The organism is Thioalkalivibrio sp. ALgr3, assembly GCF_000377325.1.
GTDB lineage: Bacteria > Pseudomonadota > Gammaproteobacteria > Ectothiorhodospirales > Ectothiorhodospiraceae > Thioalkalivibrio.
On record NZ_KB897997.1, the window covers coordinates 1 to 20,638 of the forward strand.

Consider the following 20,638-nt stretch of genomic DNA (forward strand, 5'->3'; position numbering starts at 1 on the left):
GGACATGGCGGAGAGCATGACCACGGCCATGACCATGAGCACGGGCATGATCACGACCACGGGCATGACCACGACCACGGGCATGACCACGACCACGGGCATGACCACGACCACGGCCATGACCACGACCACGGCCATGACCACGACCACGGGCATGACCACGACCACGGGCATGACCACGACCGCGGGCATGACCATGACCACGGGCATGACCATGACCACGGGCATGACCATGACCACGGGCATGACCACGACCACGGGCATGACCACGACCACGGCCATGACCACGACCACGGGCATGACCACGACCGCGGGCATGACCATGACCACGGCCATGACCACGACCGCGGGCATGACCACGACCGCGGGCATGACCACGACCACGGGCATGACCATGACCACGGGCATGACCAGGAGCACGCACATGGCCACCAGGACGCCCACATCTGGCTCTCACCCGACAACGCCCGGGCGATCGTGACGCAGCTTGCGGACCGACTCGGGGAGAATTACCCCGACAAGGCCGGCGCCCTGGAAGACAACCGCGACCGCATGCTGGAACGCATCGACGAGTTCGATGCCGAACTGAAAGAGCGTCTGGAACCGGTGCGCGGCGAGGCCTTCGTGGTGTTCCACGACGCCTACCAGTATTTCGAGGCGCATTACGGCCTGAACGCGGCCGGCTCCATCACCGTCGACCCGTCCCGCAGTCCCGGGGCACGGCGCATCAGCGAACTGCGTGATCGCCTGTCCGCGGACGATGTCACCTGCCTGTTCACCGAACCGCAGTTCCGCCCGGCGCTGGCCGAGACCATCGTGGAAGGACACGCGACGCGCCTGGGTCAACTGGACCCGGTCGGCGTCGACATCCAGCCCGGCCCGGACGCCTGGTTCGAACTGATGGACGACCTGGCCGACGGCTTCCTCGACTGCATGAAGCGCGAATAAGCCCCATCCGCCAGGGCCGCTCACCCAGCCATTCGCGAGTCGCGCAGCCATCGCCCCCGTCATTGCGAGTCGCCGCAAGGCGACGTGGCAATCCGCCGAAGCGGCCTGCACGCAGGATCAGGGGCTGCGACCGAAGATCGCCACGTCGCTGCGCGACTCGCGATGACAGGAATCCATGCTCGTCGTTGCGAGGTGATCACCGTCTCGCCGTCCTCGTTCGTCCGGCCTGCTCGCGATGACGGGAATTCGTGCTCGTCGTTGCGAGGAGCCGAAGGCGACGTGGCAACCTCCGGACCAATTCCCTGGGCGGGCAGATCGGGCAGGCCCGGAAGCAGGCCCGCCCGGATGGCGCGTCAGCCGTGGGTGCCGCTGCGCGGTTGCGCGCCGGCGGCGTCGCCGGTCGGTTCCTGGTACACCAGGTCGAGCGCCTTGGCCGCCGCCACTTCGTTGAAACGGCGGTTCGGCAGGTTGTGCGGCGACGACTTGATGGTGTCGATGTCGTCCGCCGACTCGGCGAGGATGCAGGCCATGGCCTCGACGAAGGCGTCCAGGGTCTCCTTCGACTCGGTCTCGGTCGGCTCCACCAGCAGGCATTCCGGCACCAGCAGCGGGAAGTAGGTGGTGGGGGCGTGGAAGCCGTGATCCAGCAGCCGCTTGGCCACATCGCCGGCGGTCAGCCCCGTCTCCTTCGCCTGTTTCTTCAGGGTAACGATGAACTCGTGGGTCGCGCGGCGTTCCGGATAGGCCAGATCAAATCCGGCGGCCTTGAGCTCGCTCGCGAGGTAGTTGGCGTTGAGGGTCGCGAACTCGGCGACCCGGACCATGCCCTCGCGACCCAGCATGCGCATGTAGACATAGGCCCGCAGCAGCACGCCCGGGTTGCCCATGAACGCGGACAGCCGGCCGATGGTTTCCGGACGGTCGGCCTCCTCGGCCAGGCGGTAGCCGCCCTGCCCGTCCTCTTCCACGTGCGGCACCGGCATGTACGGCAGCAGCCGCTCGCCCACACCCACCGCGCCGGAACCCGGACCGCCCCCGCCGTGCGGCGTGGAGAAGGTCTTGTGCAGGTTCATGTGGATCACGTCGAAGCCCATGTCGCCCGGGCGCACCTTGCCGAGGATGGCGTTGAGGTTGGCGCCGTCGTAGTACAGCAGGCCGCCGGCCTCGTGCACGATCTTCGCGATCTCCTCGATGCGGCGCTCGAACACGCCCACGGTGGACGGGTTGGTGAGCATGATCCCGGCGGTCTGCGGACCCACGGCCTCGCGCAGCGCCTCGAGGTTCACGTCCCCGGTCTCGTCGGTGGGGATCTCGCGCACCTCGTAGCCGCACATGATCGCGGTGGCCGGGTTGGTGCCGTGCGCGGCATCCGGGACGATGATCTCGCGACGCTCGGTGTCGCCGCGGGCATCGTGGTAGGCGCGGATCATGGCCACGCCGGTGAACTCGCCCTGCGCGCCCGCCATCGGCGCCAGCGACACGCCCTGCATGCCGGTGACCTCGCGCAGCATCTCCTGCAGCTCGTACATGGTCTGCAGGAAGCCCTGGCTGTGGCTGGCCGGGGCCAGCGGATGGCGGTTCAGGAACCCGGGCAGCATCGCGAGGCTGTTACAGGCGCGCGGGTTGTATTTCATCGTGCACGAGCCCAGCGGATAGAACTCGGTGTCGATGGAGAAATTCTTCTGCGACAGCCGCGTGTAATGACGCACCACGTCCAGCTCCGAGGCGGCCGGCAGGCCCGGCGCCGATTTCCGCCGCAGGTGCGCGGGGATGGCCGTGGCCGCGTGCGCCTGCGGGGCCTGGGCCACGGCGGAGCGACCGGCGTGGGAATGTTCGAAGATCAGCTTGGTTTCCGTGGTGTTCATGGCGGTTTCTCGCTTCGGTATTCGGGTAGACGGCGGGCCCCGGCGGATCTGCACCGCGCGGGGCCCGCCGGAGGCCTGTCGCGTTACTGGGTGGGGCTCAGCGTCGCCCGGTCGTCCAGCGCGGCGAAGACCGCGTCGTAGTCGGGTTCGTCGCCGATCTCGGGGACCAGCTGGGCATGCATCACCAGATTGTCGGCATCCAGCACCAGCATCGCGCGGGCGGTGATCCCGGCCAGAGGTCCGTCCTGGATCAGCACGCCGTAGTCCCTGGCGAAATTGCGATCGCGCATCATCGACAGCACCGTGACGCGTTCCAGCCCCTCCACGGAGCAGAAACGGTCCATCGCGAAGGGCAGATCGGCGGAGACGATGAGTGCATGCACGTCGGGGCGCTGTTCGACGAACTGGTTGATCTTCTTGGTCGACTCGGCACACACCGGCGTGTCGAGACTGGGCACGATGTAGATCATCTTGCGCTTGTCGCCGAAATCGGCGAGCGAGACATCATTGAGGTCCTTGCCCGTCAGGTTGAAGTCCGGAGCCGGCGAACCCACGTGGGGCAGGTCGCCGTTGGTGTGGATCGTGTTGCCCTCTAGCTTGGTCTCGGCCATGTCAGCCTCCTCGGCGGTTGGGGTATGGCACGTCGCGTGGAGTGACTCCCCGCTCAGGCCGCGCGGGCCTGCTCGCAGGCAGCCACGTACTGCTCCAGATCGTTCTCGTTCTTGGTCTCGGTGACGCAGGCCAGCACGCAGCCATCCAGCGCCGGGTAGTCGCGCCCCAGGTCGTGCCCGGCGAGCACGCCGGCGTCGGCCATCGCCTGCAGCTGCCCGGCGGCATTGCCACCGAAGTCCAGCGCCACCTCGTGGAAATATTCGCCGGTGAAGCGCGGCTTGATGCCCTTGGCGGCGAGCTTTTCCACCAGGGCATGGGTGTTGGCGTAGCAGGCCTCGGCCACGCGGGTCAGGCCCTCGTCACCCAGCATGGACATGTGGATGGTCGCGGCCGTCACCACCAGCCCCTGGTTGGTGCAGATGTTGGAGGTGGCCTTGGAGCGGCGGATGTGCTGCTCGCGGGCCTGCAACGTCAGCACGAAGCCCGGCTTGCCGTCGGCATCCTCGGCGCGCCCGACGATGCGCCCCGGCATCTGCCGGATGTGCTTCTTGCGCGTGGTCATGAAGCCGAAATACGGCCCTCCGGAGGACAGCGGCGCGCCCAGCGGCTGGCCTTCGCCGACCACGATGTCGACGCCGTTGCCGCCCCACTCGCCCGGCGGCTTCAGCAGCGCCAGCGAGACCGGATTGACCACGCCGATGACCGGGATCTCGCGCTCCTCGGCCCAGCCGGTCAGGCCATCCACGTCCTCGAGGATGCCGAAGAAGTTCGGCTGGCTGATGATCATCGCGGTGATGTCGTCGTCGGCGTACGCGGCCAGCGCCTCCACCGGGGTCTGTCCGGTGGTCTCGTCGAACGGGACCTCGATCAGCTCGATGCCCTGATTGCCGATCAGGGTGTCGATCACGCGGCGGTACACCGGATTCAGCGCACCCGGGACCAGCACCCGCTTGCTCTTCGACCGGCGGTTGACGCGCACTGCCATCAGCACGGCCTCGGCCAGCGCGGAGGCACCGTCATACAGCGAGGCGTTGGAGGCCTCCATGCCGGTCAGACGGGCCATCATGGTCTGGTACTCGTAGATCAGCTGCAGCGTGCCCTGCGACGCCTCGGCCTGGTAGGGCGTGTAGGCGCTGTAGTACTCGCCGCGGGTGGCGATCTGCCACACGGCCGCCGGGATGTGGTGCTCATACGCCCCGGCGCCAATGAAATTCGAGGGCATGCCGTCGCGGGCGGCCCGCTCCTGCATCAGGCGGGAGATCCCCATTTCGTTGAGACCCTCGGGGATGCCCTCCAGCGGCGGCGCGCGCAGCCCGGCCGGGATCTCGTCGAACAGATCCTCCACGGAATCGGCGCCGATGGAGTCGAGCATCGAACGGATGTCTTCTTCGGTATGCGGGATAAACGGCATGACTTTCTCGCTTTCGCTGACGCGAAGTTCTTCGGCGGCGCCCCGGTGCCCGTCGGACACCGGGGTACGGCCACCGCCGGTGGCTTCAGGATTCGGCTTCGACGTGCGCGGCGTAGGCGTCCGCGTCCATCAGGCCGTCCAGCTCGCCGGCATCCGCCGGCTTCATACGGAACAGCCAGCCATCCTCGAAGGGCGACTCGTTGACCTTCTCGGGGCTGTCTTCCAGCTCCGCGTTGGTCTCGGTCACCTCGCCCGTGATCGGGGCGTAGATGTCGGAGGCGGCCTTGACCGACTCGACCGTGGCACAGGCCGCGCCGGCCTCCAGGCTGCTGCCGGCCTCGGGGGCCTCGACGAACACCAGATCACCCAGCAGCTCCTGCGCGTGATCGGTGATGCCGATGGTCACGGTACCGTCGTCTTCGGTACGAACCCATTCATGGCTCTTGGTGTATTTCAGGTCCTTCGGTGCTTCGCTCATGACGTCATCCTTATAGCGTTATAGCGTTGAAACCCGGGTACGCAGTGTGCCACTGCGCGTTGCCATTGTACGTCCCGTATCAGGCGGAAGGCAGTTCGATCTGCGGCTCGCCGTTGCGCACGAACACCGGGCGCACGACCCGCACCGGCAGGTGCTTCCCGCGGATCTCCGCCTCCAGGCGCTCGGCATCGGCCGCGGCGGCCGGCACCCGCGCGAAGCCGACGGACACGCCCAGGCTGGGCGCGAAGCTGCCCGAGGTCACCTCGCCGTCGCCGGCGTCGGTCACGATACGCGTCCCGCCGCGCAGCACGCCGCGGCCTTCCAGCACCACGCCCACCAGGCGCTGCTGCACGCCCGCGGCCTTCTCGCGTTCGATGGCCGCACGACCGATGAAATCACGCTCGGCATCCTTCAGCGCCACGGTCCAGCCGAGGTTGGCGGTCAGCGGACTGGTGTCGGCATCCATGTCGGTGCCGTAGAGATTCATCCCGGCCTCCAGGCGCAGGGTGTCACGCGCACCCAGACCGATGGGGTCGACCCCGGCATCCAGCAGCGCCTGCCAGAAGCCCTCGGCCTCCGCGGCCGGCAGCATCACCTCGAAGCCGTCTTCGCCGGTGTAGCCGGTGCGCGCAACGAACCACTGGTCGTTCCACAGCGCGGAGAACGGCTTGAGCTCGCCCGCGCCGCGCAGGTCTTCCGGCAGCAGCGGCAGCGTCTTCGCCACCGCCTCGGGGCCCTGCACCGCGATCAGGGCGAATTCCGGGCGCGGCTCCACGCGGACGTCAAAGTCCTGCGCCACGGACTGCATGTGGGCGATGTCGCCCTCGGCGGTGCCCGCGTTGACCACCGCGCGATAGGTGTCCCCGCCCAGCCAGTAGATGATCAGGTCGTCGATCACGCCGCCGCGCTCGTTCAGCATGCAGCTGTACAGCGCGCGGCCTTCGGTCTTCAGTTTGGCCACGTCGTTGGCCAGCAGATAGCGCAGGAAGGCCTGCGCCTGCGGGCCGTGGATGTCGACCACGCGCATGTGCGAAACATCGAACATGCCGGCGCCGGCGCGCACCTTCTTGTGCTCTTCCATCTGCGAGCCGTAATGCAGCGGCATCTCCCAGCCGGCGAAATCGACCAGCTTGGCGCCGGCGCGTTCGTGGGCGGCATGGAGCGGGGTTTTCTTCAGCGTCATGCTTTTCGTCCTGCAGTTGTTCCGGCGTCGATGGCGTCGCGGTCATCCGCGCATAAAAAAGGGCGGCCGACAGGATTAACTGCCAGCCGCCCCTCTGTCCTGAAACCTGAGAGTTTGCGCGCCCCGCGGTCCTGTGGACCCGGGCGATCGCCCCCTTCGGTGGGCCGTCTGCCGGCCGCTCTCCAGAGTTCGCCGTTTCACCATCCCGGTCCTGAAGCCTGAGCGATTCCGGGCGGATGTTGCGCCTTCGGCGTCTGCGGCGCGCGCCCGAGGCGCGGCGCGGCAGAACTCTTCCAGGATGATGTGCGGAGCGTTTCGTGCCCCGATGGCGTAAGATCAATTATAGGCGATCCGGCGCCGGAACCCAATGCCCCGATTCACGCCGGGTCCATGGGATCGGGTCCATGGATCAGCGGCGGATGCCGTCCAGCCCGAACGCGCGCAGCGCGAGCTGGCGCTTGACCGGGACCAGCCCGTCCACCAGCCGCACCCCGGCCCCGCGCAGCTCCGGCAGACCGGCGCGGCGGGCACCGAACAGCAGGCGGAAGCCGTCCATCGCGCGCTGCATCATCGCGTTCTCCGGGCGCCGCGCGCGGGTGTAGGCGCGCAGCCCGCGCGGATCGCCGGGATCACGCCGGTTGGGGCCGGCAAGCTGGCGCAGCAGCGCATCGACATCGGCCAGCCCCAGATTGAGCCCCTGCCCCGCGAGCGGATGGATGGTGTGCGCCGCGTCCCCGGCCAGCACCACCCGCCCGGAGAAGTAGTCACGCGCATGGCGCGCCACCAGCGGGAAACTGGCGCGCGGCGAGGTGCCGGTCACCGGGCCGGGACCGCCATCGATCGCGCCGGACAGCTCGCGGATGAAGGTCGCATCATCCATCGCCATCACGTCATCGGCCTCGGGCTCCGGCAGCGACCAGACGATGGAACAGCGCCCGTCACCCAGCGGCAGGAAGGCCAGGATGCGCTCGTCGTCGAAGCGCTGCCAGGCAGTGTCACCATGGCCCTGCGCGGTCTCCACCGTGGCCACCACGCCGCGCGCGTGGTACGGGCGCTCGTTCACGGCGATGCCCGCGCGTTCGCGCAGGGCCGAACGTGCCCCGTCGGCCGCCACCACCAGGCGTGCCGAGGCCAGCGGCGCATGCCCCTCGGCGTAGACATCCACCCGATCGGGCCGCAGGTCCACGCTGCGCCACGCGGTCTCCGGCCACAGCGCCACGCCACGCTCGCGCAGGGCCTGCCACAGCACCGCCTCCAGCGCTGCGTTCTCCACGGTCCAGCCGAGTTCGGGCACGCCCAGATCATCCGCGTCGAAGCGGATATGCGCGGGGCCATGCGCGTCCCACACCTGCATGCCGGAGAAGGCATGGGCGCGGTTGGCCGCCAGGGCCTCCTGGACCCCCAGACGATCCAGCAGGCCCATGGCCGCGGCATTGAGCGTGACCACCCGGGTCACCGGCGCGGTCGCCGGATCGAACGCCGGCGCCGGACCGCGCTCCAGCACCGCCACCCGCATGCCGGCGCGGGCGCAACCAAGAGCGGTAGCCAGGCCGGTGGCACCGCCGCCCACCACCAGCACGTCCAGCGGCTCGCCGGCGCGCGTCATGCCCGCGTCTCCGGCAGCCGCGACAGGGTATGCCGCGGCACCGGCCGCAGCCCCATCGCCCCGCGCGCGAAGGCATCGCGCAGCGGCGGCACCCGATCGACCGTCATCATGCCCAGCCCCAGGGCATGGCCCAGCAGCCCGTCGACATGGCGCATCCCGCGGGCGAGGAAATCGGTCACCCCGACGATGCGGCGGATGTCGCCCTCGCGCCGGCGCGCCCAGGCCTCCAGCACGTGCCGCCCGCCGGGATCGGCCACGAACGCGGGGCGCCCGTCGGGCTGCGCGCCCTCGCGCAGTACGCCCAGCAGATCGGCCACGTCGCGCAGCGCCAGGTTCAGCCCCTGGCCGGCCACCGGATGCACCGAGTGGGCGGCGTTGCCCAGCAGCAGCGCGCGTTCGGCGAACGGTTGCGGCGCATGCATCCGCTGCAGCGGGAAGCGCAGCACGTCCCCCGCCGGGTGCAGCCGCCCCAGCGCCCAGCCGAAGCGTTCCTGCAGCGCCGCCATGCGGGACGGTTCGTCCAGCTCCAGGCGAGCGTCACAGACCTCCGGCGGGGCGACCCAGACCACGTTCATGCGCCCGTCGGCCTGCGGCAGCAGTGCCAGCGGCCCCTCGTCGGTAAAGCGTTCGAAGGCCTCGCCGTCGTGCGCACGCGAGGGCCGCACATCGAACACCAGGGCATCCGCATCGTAGCGGTGGCGCTGCACCGGGATGCCCAGCGCCTCGCGGGTCGGCGAGCCCACGCCGTCGGCGGCGATCAGCAGCCGCGCGCGGCAGGACCACGCCCCGTCGGGACCCTCCAGGTGCAGGCGGCGCGCGCCGTCCGCAGCGGCCTCCACACCCGCCAGCGTGGTGGCGTGATGACTGGCCACCCCCGCCGCATCCCGGGCCCGCGCCAGCAGGGGATCCAGCGCCGCGGCCGGCACCACCTGACCCAGGGCCTCGCGGCCCATCTGCGCGGCATCCATGCGCACCCGGCCCAGCCCGCCGCGGCGGCTGACCACGATGCGCCGGATGGGCGCGGCCGTGGTCGCCAGCTCCGCCCAGTAGCCGAGATCGTCCAGCAGGGTTACCGAGCCGGCCGCCAGGGCATAGCCACGGGTGTCCACGCGCGGGGCGGCCGGATCCGGCGCCGGGCCGCGTTCGAACAGCCTCACCGAGTAGCCGGCGCGCGCCAGGGTGCAGGCCATCAGCCCGCCCACCGGCCCGCCGCCGACCACGGCGATGTCGGTCTCGGTTTGCGTTTGTGTTCCGCGATTCACGGTGGCCTCCATGCGCGTCCCTCTGCCCCGGTTTCAGCGACGTTTGGGGGCGCCATCGGCCATGCAGGCCTCGATGGCCTCCACGGTCTTCGGGCAGGCCTCGGTCAGCACCTCGTGCCCGTCGCGGGTCACGGCCACGTCGTCCTCGATGCGCACGCCGATCCCGCGCAGGTCCTCCGGGGCCTCGCAGTACGGGCCGAAATACAGCCCGGGCTCGACGGTCATCACCATCCCCGGCTCCAGCTGCCGCCAGGCCTCGCCCACGCGGTAGTCGCCCACATCGTGCACGTCCAGCCCCAGCCAGTGACCGGTGCGGTGCATGTAGAACGGGCGATACGCCTCGTCCTCGATCAGCGCATCCAGCTCGCCCTCGAGCACGCCCAGATCCCGCAGCCCGCGGGTCAGCTCGCGCACCGCGACGTCGTGGGGATCGTTCCAGTGGTGTCCGGGCCGCACCGCGTCGATGGCGGCGCGCTGCGCGTCCAGCACGATCTCGTAGACCTCGCGCTGGCGCCCGCCGAAGCGCCCGCCCACCGGGAAGGTGCGGGTGATGTCCGAGGCATAGCCGCGGTGCTCACAACCGGCGTCGATCAGCAGCAGGTCGCCGTCGCGCAGCACGTCGCGGTTCTCGATGTAGTGCAGGATGCAGCCGTTCTCGCCACCGCCGACGATGGACGGATACGCCGCCTCGGTACCGTGGCGATGGAACTCATGGGTGATCTCGGCGGCCACCTGGTATTCGGTCATGCCGGGGCGGCAGGCCTGCATCGCGCGCTTGTGCGCCCCCACCGAGATCGACGCGGCGTGGCGCATCATCTTCAGCTCCGGGGCCTTCTTGAACAGGCGCTGCTCGTGCAGGTGGTGCTCCAGCGCGGCGAACTCGTGCGGCACCCGCACCCCGCTGCGCGCCGCGCGCCGGCGCACCTGCTGCAGCCAGCCGAACAGCCGCCGGTCGAAGCCTTCGTCGCGGCCGAACGGCGCGCACAGCTCGCGGCGGTTCTCCATCAGTCCGGGCAGGATCTCGTCGATGTCGTCCACCGGGAAGGCGCAGTCGGCGCCGAAGTGCTCCATCGCTCCGTCGGGCCCCGCGCGGCGCCCGGTCCAGGTCTCCATCTTCGGGTCCCGATCGCGGCAGAACAGGATGTATTCCCCGGCCTCGCGCCCCGGGGCCAGCACCGCGATGGCGTCCGGTTCCTCGAAATCGGTCAGATAGAGGAAATCGGAGTTCTGCCGGAACGGGTATTCGACGTCGCGGTTGCGGGTGGTCTCCACCGCGCCCGGGATCACGATCAGGGCATCGCGCCCGGCCGCGCGCATCAGGCGCTGGCGGCGACGGGCCAGCTCACCGGCGGGGATCTGCGGCGCGCGGCTCATTGCATCGGGATCCGGGTCGGGTTCTCGGGGGCCAGCTCGTCGGCAATCAGCAGCACGCCCACGCGCACGTATTCGGACAGCTCCTCGAAGTCCTTCTCCGAGGCCTCGCTGTCCTCCGGTTCGGGATCCATGCGCGCGATCTCGGCCAGATCCCGCAGGATCTCCGCCGACTCGGCCGAGGGCTTGAGCCCGCCCAGCCGCGGCGTCTGCCCCAGCCCGCTGATGAAGCCGTCGGCCCATTCCGACAGCGCCTGGGCGCGGGTCTCGATCTCCGCATCCTCCGGCACCAGCGGGGCAAAACCGAGCTCGATGTCGTACAGCTGCGCCAGCAGATGCCGGCGCAGCTCGTCCACCAGCCGGTCGAATGCCTCGGCGGGATTCTCGGTCAGCGGCAGCGCCTCGCCCAGCGACTTGATCAGGAGGTCATTGCCGGCCTCGGGGTCCGCCACCAGGCAGCCGGTGATCAGGCCATGGGCCGAGGCCGGGGTCTGCGCGAACCCCATGGTGCGCAGGCCGTGGGCCAGACGTTCTTCCCAGGACTGCGCCATCAGAAGGCCTCCAGACGGGCTTCGTAGGGAAACAGCAGAAAGCGGTACAGATCATCGCCCATCTGCAGATGGGTGAACTGCGGCTCGCCCAGGCGGATCTCGCTGGAACCGGTCGCGGACAGCGCCGTCAGGCCGAAGCGCTTGTCACGGATCAGGTCCTCCAGCAGCTGTTCCAGCTCGCCGCGCGGGATCGTGCCGGTGTTGTCCACCACCCGGCACGGCTTGCCGTTGTGGGCCGTGCCTTCGATGATCGTGGCGTCGGGTGCGGGTTCGGGAGGCTGTGTCATGGGTCATATTCTGGCCACCCCCTGCGCGGGTCGCAACACAACCCGCCGGTGTTTCGGTTGACGGTTCCGCCGACCCCCTCCTAGACTCCGGGATTCAGGGACTTCGCTCCCGTTTTTCAAGCCCGAGGCCCGCCCCGCCATGTCCGACAGCGCTTCTTCCGGCAGCCACGCGCCCGACGCCCTCGACCGTCTCGAGGCCGCGATCCTGCGCCTGCTGGACGATAACGCCGAACTGCGCGAGGAAAACCGGGCGCTGCACGAACAGGTGCGCCAGCTGCGTACCGAACGTGCGACCTACCGCGAACGCAACGAGCAGGCCCGCCACCGGGTCGAGACCATGATCGCCCGCCTGCGGGCGATGGAGCAGTCCGAATGAGCCAGTCCGAGCCGGTCCGCATCACCATCATGGGCAAGGAGTACCACGTCGCCTGCCCGCCCGAGGAGCGCGCCGACCTGTTCGCCTCCGCGTCCCTGATCGACGAGCGCATGCGCGAACTGCGCGACGGCGGGCGCGTGGTCGGGGCCGAGCGCATCGCGGTGATGGTCGCGCTCAACCTCGCCCACGAAAAGCTCGAGTGTCAGGAAGAGCTGGAACGGATGAAAAAGGGCGGGGCCGACGCCCCCGAACGCCTGCACGCGCTGGCCGAACGCATCGAGCAGAACCTGGACCGTGGCACGGACGCCGGCACCGGGAGTCAGGCCGAGACCGGCACCACCCGCTCGGAGCCCTGATTCCCGCCACCGGATTCCCCTTCTGCGGGGCCGGGTTGAGCACGCCCCGGGCATCTGGTCCATAATGACCCCGGACGCGTTGCTGCGGCGTTCGAACGTGGCCGGGTGGTACCCTTGAGCCTTAATGCAACACCCAGGGACCGAGTTCTTCCGTTTCGCTGTGCAGGTCCGCCCCCGAGCGGAAAGCCTAAAGATTCGGAGACTTCTCCCACCTGAACCGCTGGTTCAAGGTCGAAGGCCACGACGGCGCCCGCGGGGCGCGTCCTCTCTTTTTTCCTGCCCATCCCCATGACCCTCACGGCCATGTCCACCACCGCGCACGTCCCCGATATCGACGCCCTCGCCCGCGAGGACGCCCGCCGGCTCCGGCGCGAACTGCGCCGTCGGCGTGCCGCGCTGTCCGACACCCGCCTGGACTCGCACAACCGCGCGATCAGCGGTCACCTGCTGAAATGGCTGGAACGCTGGCAACCGCACTGCATCGGCGCCTACCGCGGCCTGCGCGGCGAGGTCGACCTGACCGCGCTGACCTGCGCCCTGGCCAGGCGCGGCACCCGCATCGCCCTGCCGGTGATGGACACCCGCCGCGACGGCCGCATGCATTTCCACGAATGGCACCCCGAAGACCGCCTGTGCCACAACGGCTTCGGCATCGCCGAGCCCTGCCCCGGCGCGCCGCGCGTCTGGCGCCGCGAGATGCAGGTGGTGCTGATGCCGCTGGTCGCCTTCGACCGCCACGGCAACCGCATGGGCATGGGCGCCGGCTACTACGACCGCTACTTCGCCCGGCGGCGCTTCGGCATCCACCGCCCGCGCCTGATCGGCGTGGCCCATGGCCTGCAGCAGGTCGAGGCCCTGCCGGTGCAGCCCTGGGACGTGCCGCTGGATGCCGTGGTCACCGAGACCGGCTGGCATGTATTCCCCCGGCACGGACAGGCCACTGCTACCCTGCAGACACCTGACAACGACTGATTCAAGGAACGCGACGACATGGGCTACTGGCTGATGAAATCCGAACCCGACGAGTTCGGCATCGACGATCTCGAACGCGTGGGCGTGGAGCCCTGGGACGGGATCCGCAACTACCAGGTGCGCAACATGATGCGCGACGAGATGAAGAAGGGCGATCTCGCCTTCTTCTACCACTCCAATGCCAAACCGCCGGGCATCGTGGGCATCATGCGTATCGAGAACGAGGCCTACCCGGACTACTGCGCCTTCGATCCCGAGGACAAGCACTACGATCCCAAGAGCGATCCCGACAACCCGCGCTGGCTGCGGGTGGACGTCGCCTTCGAGGAGAAATTCGACGACATCCTCACCCTCGACTGGCTCAAGCAGCAGCCCGAACTGGCCGACTGCCCGCTGGTGCGCCGCGGCAACCGGCTGTCGGTGATGCCGCTGACCGAGGATCAGTGGGATTTCATCCTCGCCAACGCGAAACGCGGACAGACCCGAGGTGGAACAAACCGGGGCTCCGCCTGATGGCGACGCTCTACCACTTCGCCCACGACCCCAAGGCCGACCGCATCCGCCTGGCCTGCGGGTACAAGGGCGCGGCACTCGAGACCCGCGCGGTCGACTGGTTCGACGACGAGACCTTCTTCGAGCTGGGCATCGCGCGGCAGTCCCCGGTGCTCGCCACCGATGACGGCGCCCTGCACACCGACACCACGGCGGCCCTGCGCGCGATCGACGAGCTGTTCCCGAGCGGCGAACCGCTGTCCGCGGGGATCATCGCCGAAGACGCCTGGCAGGCCCTGCTCGACTGGCGCGCCCGCGTGGACGTGGTGCTCGAGCGCCTGTACGCCCCGCTCGCCCCCGGCTACCACGGCATCGGCCAGGACGCCGATGCTCTCGCCGACTTCAAGGCGAACGTCGAACACCGCTTCGGCATGAGCGTGGAGGAACTCGCCAACGACCGCTACGACGGCTACCAGCAGCTGGCCCGGCTGAGCCGCCTGCCCGAGCTCGCCCGCCACCTGGCCGCCAATGGTTTCTATCTCGGCCACCCGTCCATCGCCGACTGCGTGATCGCCGCCGACCTCTACCCCCTGCAGATGCACGACGGCATCAACCTGCCGGTGGACATGATGTACTACCTGCGCCGCGTCGAGGAGACCTTCGCCACCCGGCTCGACGCCCAGTGGCTCGCCCGCTGAACCACCCCGACCAGCGCCGCGTCATTTCCGCGCCAGCTCCCGGGTGCGCAACCTCGCCATCGAGGGCTACCACAGCGAGAAGCTGAGCGGATTGCCGGGAAGCATGGACAGGACTAGTATTGATCCTGACTACCATTCCCATGGAGGATTCCCATGGAAGTCGTGAACGTTAGCGGCCTCAAGAACAATCCCACCGGCGCCCTGCGCAAGTCCCACGAAACGCCGGTGGTGGTCATGAACCGGGACCGTCCCGATGCCCTCATCCTGGGATTGAACGATGCGGGGGAACTCGACGCGCCGGGTGTGAAGGTGGCCCTGGCCACCGCCCTGTTCCGTGACGGGCACCTCTCCCTGGCGCGTGCGGCGCGTCTCGCCGAGTTCGCCACGGCCGACTTCGCGCGCCATCTTTCCCGGCTCGGGATTCCCGTCGTGGACCTGAATGGCACGGAAGCGGACCACGATATGGATACCCTCGACGAATGGCTCGCCTCGTCCTGAGCGACGCCAGCCCTTTGATCGGGCTTTCGTTCGTCGATGGGCTGGAATGGTTGCCCCGTCTGTTCGGGACGGTCGGGATTCCGGAGGAAGTCGCCCGCGAGGTGCTGCCCGGCCAGGGAAGGCCCGGAGAATCCGCCATCGCCGCCGCGCTGGACGCCGGCTGGCTGTGCCTCCGGGAAGGGCCGCGCTCGTCGACACCGTTACCCGAACTGGATGAAGGCGAAGCAGCCTGTATCCGGATGGCCCTCGGCCACGATGAACCCGCCCTGGTGCTCATGGATGAACGGATGGGCCGCGCCCTTGCCCTTGAGGCCGGTATTCGTGTGGCGGGGACCGCCGCCGTGATCGGGATGGCGCGCCGCCAGGGTCTGATCCCGTCCGCACGCGCGGTTTTCGAACGGCTTCACCAGTCGGAGTTCCGCATCGCGGCCGACGTCATACGCACGGTGCTTGACCGCGTCGGCGAAGGCGAACAGGGCAGGGGCGCTGGTCGCTGACTGGTCCGTCCTCGGGGACAGCGAGGCGCACTGCGTCGCCGGTGGGACCGGGGCGCGCTCCTGGCGGAGCGACTAAGCCACCCGGCTCGACGCCCAGTGGCTCGCCCGCTGAACTACCCCGCCCCGCCCTCTTCGCGGCCAGGGCCGCTCCCACAGCACCGGTGCCCGCCCACTCCTTGACACCCCACCCCTTGTGGGAGCGTGCTCGCACGCGAAGCCCCCGTCTTCCCGCCCCGCATCGCAACCCGTACGATGGAACAACAAGCGCGGCGTCACCCGGAAACAGGAGGCAGACACCCATGGCGGACCCGGCTACCCGAGACGCAACCTACGAAGACCTCCTCCAGGTCGAGGACCACCTGGTGGCGGAGCTCATTCATGGGCAGCTTGTCACCACCCCCCGACCAGCCCCGCGTCATGCCCGCGCCAGCTCCCTGCTGGGCGTAGAGCTCGGAGGACCATACGACAAGGGGCATGGCGGCCCTGGCGGCTGGTGGATCCTCGACGAACCCGAAGTGCACCTGGGCAGCCATGTGCTGGTCCCCGAACTGGCCGGCTGGCGCCGCGAACGGATGCCCGGCCTGCCCGAGACCGCCTGGTTCGAGCTGGCCCCCGACTGGGTCTGCGAAGTCCTCTCCGAATCCACTGCCCGGGTCGACCGGGTGGAAAAACTGCCCGTGTACGCTGCCCACGGTGTCGGCCACGTCTGGCTCGTCGACCCCGTGCTCCGCACCCTGGAGGCCTATGCCAACCACGAAGGGCACTGGCTCCTGCTCAATGCGTTCGAAAACGACGACCCCGTGGCTATCGCCCCCTTCGATGCCGTCACCATCCCCCTCGGCGGACTCTGGGCCGACTGACGCCCCCACCCGAATCCACGAACCCCCTAAATAGTTGTTTATTTGGAATCTTTTACCCCATCTTCTTTGATTTTGCCGAAGATTTAGACTGATTCCAATCTATTTTTTGTGGTTTTAATCACAAAAACACGCAATCGATATTGTTTCAGCCCGGGGGCGCCGATAATATCCCCAATCAGGAACAGGGAAGTTCCAACCGAAAGGGCCGATCAACAGGGATGTTGTTCGGTCTTTTCTCTTTTTCACACCCCGACAGCGTGCCGGATCGGCCAGGGGGCTGGCCTCCTACGTGCCGACTACCCGAAGCGATAGCCGACTACCCGAAGCGGTAGTGCTTGCGGATGTCCCGGTGGATCTCCCAGGTGCAGCCCATACCTGCCGGGAAGGTCACCAGATCGCCCTCGCCGACCGTGACCGGCTCGCCATCCTCCGGCGTCACCGTCACCTGCCCCTCGAGGATGTAGCAGGTCTCCGTCTCGTCGTAATGCCACGGGAAGCTGGACGCCTCCTTCTCCCACACCGGCCAGTCGAACACGCCCAGTGCCTCCAGCCGGTCGCGCTCCGGCCGATGTTCCACTTCGATCTTCATGTTGCCTCCTCGGATCGTTCCGTTCGTTTTGATCGGTCGGGATGAATGCTGCAACGCGGATGACGGCCATCGTAGCCGCGCCGGACGCGCCACCCAACCGCATGCACCCACGAAAAAGGGCCGCACACCGAATGCGCGACCCTCCATAAAAAACGGGGCCCCGGAGGGCCCCGCAAAACGGGCTTACACCCGTTGTTATCACTTCATGCGCGATCGCGCTTAGAAGCTGTGACGCAGGCCCACACCGACGTGGGTGCCGTCGTCCGAGTTGAAGTTCGGCCCGGTGGTCGTGGCCGTGGTTCCGATATGGCCATCGTTCCAGATGTTCACGAACGCCTCGGTACGGTTGCTGAAGTGGTACTGCGCACCGAAGGCCACGTTGGTCCAGGAGGACTCGCTCGTGGTACCCACGGTCACATTGCCATCATCGATGGTGTTGTACTGCACCGCCGCGCGCAGGTTGATCTGGTCGGTCACGCGGAAGTTGGCCGGGACCAGCACCTGCTCCAGCTTGTTGTCGTTCAGCAGACCACCAGCGTTGGACCCGCCATCCCACTGATGGTATTTCACGCCCACGTCACCCTGACCGAAATCGAAGCTGAAGCCCGCGTGCCAGGAATCGACATCCGCGAAGCTGCCGGCAAGACCGGCATAATCCTGATTCGGGCTACTGGCCCGCTCATAGGCACCGGAGAACTGCATCGGGCCCATCTCGTAGATGGTGTTCAGCGAGTAGTAGGCATCCGTTTCCGCGCCGGTGGGGTTCAGCGTGGCGCCGAAAGTGAAGCCGGCGAAATCCGGGCTCTGATAGTGGATACCATCCTGACGGGTCCAGCTATCAGTCGTCTGGCCGGCCACAGCAACGCGGCCCGGGCGCGTGGCGCTGTCGGCCAAGGTATCGGTGAAGGCACGGAACGGCTTCATCGCGTTCTTCATGGCGGAGTCGGACTGGCCGAGACGGACCTGACCGAAGTTGCCGTCGATACCGACCCAGACCTCTTCGTTGAAATCGAACGCACCCGTGTTCGGATCATTGAAAAGGTTCCCCTGGCCGGCGAGATTACCCTGGATGCGGAACAGGCCGGTGATGCCGCCACCCAAGTCCTCGGAACCACGGACGCCGATACGAGTGCCGACACCGGAGTGGACCATGTCACGGTTGGTGGAACCGCCATCAGCGGCGCTGGCGCCGTCCACGGCACCCACTTCGTACTTGACCTGACCGAACAGGGTCACCGAATCGTCGGCGGAGGCGAGGGCCGGAGCGGCGGCGAAGGCGCCGGCGACGGCCATTGCGAGAATCTTCTTCTGCATGATGCTTTCTCCCAGGAGGTGAGTTCTTGCTGTCTGTTGCACCCCGGAGCCCGTCGGCCCCGCGATGTCCTGTGTTTTATATACGCCACGGTGTCGTATTTCAACCCTTGTGGCGGAAAAAAACCCGTATTCGATCACGCTTATACACTTCGGTCTTCACGCGATCTCCCGAGACAGGGGCCGCGAAAGCGGGGCGACGCCTGCAAACCGCTGAAAAAACGAATATTAAGAACTTCCGAATACGCCGGGACACCAATCGCCTTCGTGACCCTCCGCATGAACGGGGCCGCTGTGGCTGCGCGGGATTTCCGCGTCCGGACGTGGAACGGTGAACGTTGCGAATATGCAACATCCGGCCCGATGGCGGCGTTCAGGGAGGCGGTGTTGCCACGATACGACAGCCGGCACGTCCGGGGACGGACGGGGCGGTGCATTCGAGAAGACGGTCAGGGGGCAGAGACGCCCCCGGGGGACGAAGACGGCTGCGACGGATCGCGAGCGACCGCGACCGGGAAGCCGCCCGGTTCGGCAGGGGCCGGTCAGCAAGCGGCCCGGCGTTCGTAACGAGCGCCGGGCCGCGACACAAGGCAGGGGCGAAGGGGCTGGATCAGAAGGTCACACTGTAGGAGGCGGCCAGCCAGCCGGCCTCTTCTTCACCCCTGGAGGTGCCGTTCAGCATCACCGAAACATCTCCGGGGCCCACAGCGCCTTCGACGCCCACGCCGGCGCGAACCCAGGTCTGGTCGTAGTCCCGGCCGTCGATGTTGAACTGGTTGACCGTGAACGGATCGTTCAGCATGCGACCGCGGGTGCGCACGCCATCGCTGTCGAAACGATGCGTCACGTTACCGGTGGCCACGAAATCAAACCCGGATTCCGCGATCGGCATGGCCAGTTCCGAACCGACGCGCAGTTCGGTCACGCTGTCGCTGCGGCTGCTGAAACGCGCGGGCAGATCACCCCCGCTTTCCTCGTACCCCTCCATGCGGATCCGCGAGTAACTGAGATCGGCATAGGGGCTCAGACTGACGCGGGAAGCGCTCCAGGCATCCACCCAGTCCATGCGCACGCGGGCGCCCTGGCCGTGCATCGAAGGGGACGCCGTGGAGAAATCGCGCTGACCGCTCGAATTGAGGTAGCCGCGGCGGATGTCCGCTTCACCCCACTGGTGGAAACCCCCGACGGTGAGGAACAGACCCGCTTCTTCATGAACCGGCACGATGCCTTCGAGCATCAGGAAAAACGTATCGGTGTCGACTTCACCGCCCTGAACCAGATCCTCCTCGGTCCAGGTACGCCCCAGGGAATAGTTGAACTGCATGAGGCCAAAGTTGTGCCCCGCACCCACGCCCGCGATGCCCGTGTTGCCGTCCTGGTCGCCATGGCGGCGCACGCCGTAGTCCCCCAGCACCCACACGGTGCTCTCGCCCTCGTCCACATAGCGGGACATCGGCCGCCCGTGCGCACCATGGACATGCAGCGTGCTGGTGGAAAGCGCGGCTCCCACCGCGCGGCTGCTGGACTCGAGGCTCTCGGACACCGACGCCAGCGACATCATCCGTTCGATGCGCTCGGCGATGGCGAACCGAAATGGTTCTTCGCCAAAAAGCACTTCATCTTCGCTAGAAGGACAGAGCCAGGGCGACGTCTCGGAGCCTCTGAGTATCACGTCCTCGGCGGCGCAGCTTTCCGGCGCCGTGCCATCCCAGTATTTCGCCTCAACTAACGTTACTTCGCTTAACGTTACTTCGCTATAGGCGAAAAGTACGGGAACGAGCTCCTCTACGGGCTCCTCTATATGCTGATCTGTGAACACGGCATCCACGAATTTACTGGCCAACTCCGGATCCCCCCACCATTCCTGCCCTCGGAGAAGTTCACGATTTTCGCTGAACGGAGGGTCCGTAACGCTCACCTCCCAGCGCTCACCTTCCACATCCACTTCCACGCTGTCTGCATTCGCCTGCACGGGCCCCGCCCCGGCCAGAGAAGCACCGCTTAAAGCCAGCAGAATGGCGCGTTTCAGATTTCGCATAAGGTTCCTCCGGATCGGACGTCATGGTGTAAAGGCGCGGCATCCATCGTCGCGGATTGCCAACCACTTCTCAATGTAGGCCATTCCCGCGCAGGCGTGAAGCGGGGCCGGACCCCGTAGGCCGGGCATGGTGCCGCCTTTCCGCATGCCTCGCCCCCTCCAAACGGAGGGGTTCGGGGATGCAGGACCGCCCCGCGCTGAACGCGGAGCGGCACACGGATGCCCTACAGCGCGAGGTCGATGGCCAGCAGGGTGACGAACCCGACCAGCACCCCGGTGGTGGCCTGGGCCTCGTGGCCCTTGCGGTGGGACTCGGGGATGATCTCGTGGCTGATGACGAACAGCATGGCACCGGCGGCGAAGGCCAGGCCCCAGGG

General features: G+C 67.8%; 22 protein-coding genes, 1 other RNA gene, 1 pseudogene and 2 riboswitches. Of the genes and pseudogenes, 10 read left to right on the forward strand and 14 right to left on the reverse strand.

The window, feature by feature from the left end; translation table 11 throughout:
• Positions 1–948 (forward strand): zinc ABC transporter substrate-binding protein (locus C998_RS0112735; protein ID WP_026279627.1); only part of this gene is annotated, 948 nt, incomplete at its 5' end.
• A 353-nt stretch (positions 949–1,301) separates the two neighbouring features.
• Here the strand turns inward: C998_RS0112735 and gcvPB are convergent.
• The 10 genes from gcvPB to C998_RS0112785 all read right to left on the reverse strand — a co-directional run bounded on the left by gcvPB (position 1,302) and on the right by C998_RS0112785 (position 11,574).
• Positions 1,302–2,813 carry an aminomethyl-transferring glycine dehydrogenase subunit GcvPB gene (gcvPB, locus tag C998_RS0112740; protein WP_018871264.1) on the reverse strand — a complete coding sequence of 504 codons (1,512 nt, stop codon included), beginning with the start codon at positions 2,811–2,813 and terminating at the stop codon, positions 1,302–1,304.
• A gap of 83 nt (positions 2,814–2,896) precedes the next feature.
• Positions 2,897–3,424: a thiol peroxidase gene (tpx, locus tag C998_RS0112745; RefSeq protein ID WP_018871265.1), complete on the reverse strand. Its 528-nt coding sequence runs from the start codon at positions 3,422–3,424 to the stop codon at positions 2,897–2,899.
• Between the two features lie 53 nt (positions 3,425–3,477).
• On the reverse strand, positions 3,478–4,836 hold the full coding sequence (gene gcvPA, locus C998_RS0112750; RefSeq protein ID WP_026279628.1) for an aminomethyl-transferring glycine dehydrogenase subunit GcvPA: 1,359 nt from the start codon (positions 4,834–4,836) through the stop codon (positions 3,478–3,480).
• 85 nt (positions 4,837–4,921) lie between these two features.
• Positions 4,922–5,314 (reverse strand): glycine cleavage system protein GcvH, encoded by a 393-nt coding sequence (gene gcvH / locus C998_RS0112755; protein WP_018871267.1) that lies wholly within the window; start codon positions 5,312–5,314, stop codon positions 4,922–4,924.
• 79 nt (positions 5,315–5,393) lie between these two features.
• Complete coding sequence (gcvT, locus tag C998_RS0112760) at positions 5,394–6,497, reverse strand: glycine cleavage system aminomethyltransferase GcvT (RefSeq protein ID WP_018871268.1); 1,104 nt, start codon at positions 6,495–6,497, stop codon at positions 5,394–5,396.
• Positions 6,498–6,581: 84 nt separating this feature from the next.
• Positions 6,582–6,693: riboswitch (glycine riboswitch) on the reverse strand.
• Positions 6,694–6,803: riboswitch (glycine riboswitch) on the reverse strand.
• Positions 6,804–6,906: 103 nt separating this feature from the next.
• Complete coding sequence (locus C998_RS0112765) at positions 6,907–8,103, reverse strand: FAD-dependent oxidoreductase (RefSeq protein ID WP_018871269.1); 1,197 nt, start codon at positions 8,101–8,103, stop codon at positions 6,907–6,909.
• The gene (locus tag C998_RS0112770) at positions 8,100–9,377 is read right to left on the reverse strand and encodes an FAD-dependent monooxygenase (RefSeq protein WP_018871270.1); all 1,278 of its coding nucleotides are present in this window, start codon (positions 9,375–9,377) and stop codon (positions 8,100–8,102) included. Before C998_RS0112770 ends, C998_RS0112765 begins: the two co-directional genes overlap by 4 nt.
• A 21-nt stretch (positions 9,378–9,398) precedes the next feature.
• The gene (gene pepP / locus C998_RS0112775) at positions 9,399–10,739 is read right to left on the reverse strand and encodes a Xaa-Pro aminopeptidase (protein WP_018871271.1); all 1,341 of its coding nucleotides are present in this window, start codon (positions 10,737–10,739) and stop codon (positions 9,399–9,401) included.
• Complete coding sequence (locus C998_RS0112780) at positions 10,736–11,287, reverse strand: UPF0149 family protein (RefSeq protein WP_018871272.1); 552 nt, start codon at positions 11,285–11,287, stop codon at positions 10,736–10,738. The genes pepP and C998_RS0112780 overlap by 4 nt, the downstream gene beginning before the upstream one ends.
• Positions 11,287–11,574 (reverse strand): hypothetical protein, encoded by a 288-nt coding sequence (locus C998_RS0112785; RefSeq protein ID WP_018871273.1) that lies wholly within the window; start codon positions 11,572–11,574, stop codon positions 11,287–11,289. The genes C998_RS0112780 and C998_RS0112785 overlap by 1 nt, the downstream gene beginning before the upstream one ends.
• Before the next feature lie 139 nt (positions 11,575–11,713).
• Between C998_RS0112785 and zapB the strand changes: the two genes are divergently transcribed.
• The 9 genes from zapB (at position 11,714) to C998_RS0112825 (ending at position 16,323) form a co-directional block, all read left to right on the forward strand.
• Complete coding sequence (gene zapB / locus C998_RS0112790; protein ID WP_018871274.1) at positions 11,714–11,950, forward strand: cell division protein ZapB; 237 nt, start codon at positions 11,714–11,716, stop codon at positions 11,948–11,950.
• The gene (locus C998_RS0112795) at positions 11,947–12,306 is read left to right on the forward strand and encodes a cell division protein ZapA (protein WP_018871275.1); all 360 of its coding nucleotides are present in this window, start codon (positions 11,947–11,949) and stop codon (positions 12,304–12,306) included. Before zapB ends, C998_RS0112795 begins: the two co-directional genes overlap by 4 nt.
• Positions 12,307–12,382: 76 nt before the next feature.
• Positions 12,383–12,568, forward strand: a non-coding RNA gene (ssrS, locus tag C998_RS14690) — 6S RNA.
• Positions 12,569–12,609: 41 nt separating this feature from the next.
• Complete coding sequence (locus C998_RS0112800) at positions 12,610–13,278, forward strand: 5-formyltetrahydrofolate cyclo-ligase (protein WP_018871276.1); 669 nt, start codon at positions 12,610–12,612, stop codon at positions 13,276–13,278.
• A gap of 18 nt (positions 13,279–13,296) precedes the next feature.
• Positions 13,297–13,791 (forward strand): EVE domain-containing protein, encoded by a 495-nt coding sequence (locus tag C998_RS0112805; protein WP_018871277.1) that lies wholly within the window; start codon positions 13,297–13,299, stop codon positions 13,789–13,791.
• Positions 13,791–14,468, forward strand: coding sequence for a glutathione S-transferase N-terminal domain-containing protein (locus C998_RS0112810; RefSeq protein ID WP_018871278.1), 678 nt, complete (start codon positions 13,791–13,793; stop codon positions 14,466–14,468). The genes C998_RS0112805 and C998_RS0112810 overlap by 1 nt, the downstream gene beginning before the upstream one ends.
• Positions 14,469–14,621: 153 nt before the next feature.
• On the forward strand, positions 14,622–14,966 hold the full coding sequence (locus tag C998_RS0112815; protein ID WP_018871279.1) for a UPF0175 family protein: 345 nt from the start codon (positions 14,622–14,624) through the stop codon (positions 14,964–14,966).
• Positions 14,948–15,463, forward strand: a complete 516-nt coding sequence (locus tag C998_RS0112820) for a DUF3368 domain-containing protein (protein ID WP_018871280.1) — start codon at positions 14,948–14,950, stop codon at positions 15,461–15,463. Before C998_RS0112815 ends, C998_RS0112820 begins: the two co-directional genes overlap by 19 nt.
• A 299-nt stretch (positions 15,464–15,762) precedes the next feature.
• Positions 15,763–16,323, forward strand: a complete 561-nt coding sequence (locus C998_RS0112825; RefSeq protein ID WP_018871281.1) for a Uma2 family endonuclease — start codon at positions 15,763–15,765, stop codon at positions 16,321–16,323.
• Between the two features lie 316 nt (positions 16,324–16,639).
• Here the strand turns inward: C998_RS0112825 and C998_RS0112830 are convergent, their stop codons facing one another.
• The 4 genes and pseudogenes from C998_RS0112830 to C998_RS14695 all read right to left on the reverse strand — a co-directional run.
• Entirely contained in the window at positions 16,640–16,912 is a 273-nt protein-coding gene (locus C998_RS0112830; RefSeq protein ID WP_018871282.1) for a cupin domain-containing protein, read from the reverse strand.
• A 219-nt stretch (positions 16,913–17,131) separates the two neighbouring features.
• Positions 17,132–18,226, reverse strand: coding sequence for a porin (locus tag C998_RS0112835; protein ID WP_018871283.1), 1,095 nt, complete (start codon positions 18,224–18,226; stop codon positions 17,132–17,134).
• 607 nt (positions 18,227–18,833) lie between these two features.
• Positions 18,834–20,261, reverse strand: a complete 1,428-nt coding sequence (locus C998_RS15255; protein WP_231365001.1) for an autotransporter outer membrane beta-barrel domain-containing protein — start codon at positions 20,259–20,261, stop codon at positions 18,834–18,836.
• Positions 20,262–20,485: 224 nt separating this feature from the next.
• Positions 20,486–20,638: pseudogene (locus C998_RS14695) on the reverse strand (ZIP family metal transporter); the annotation flags it as partial.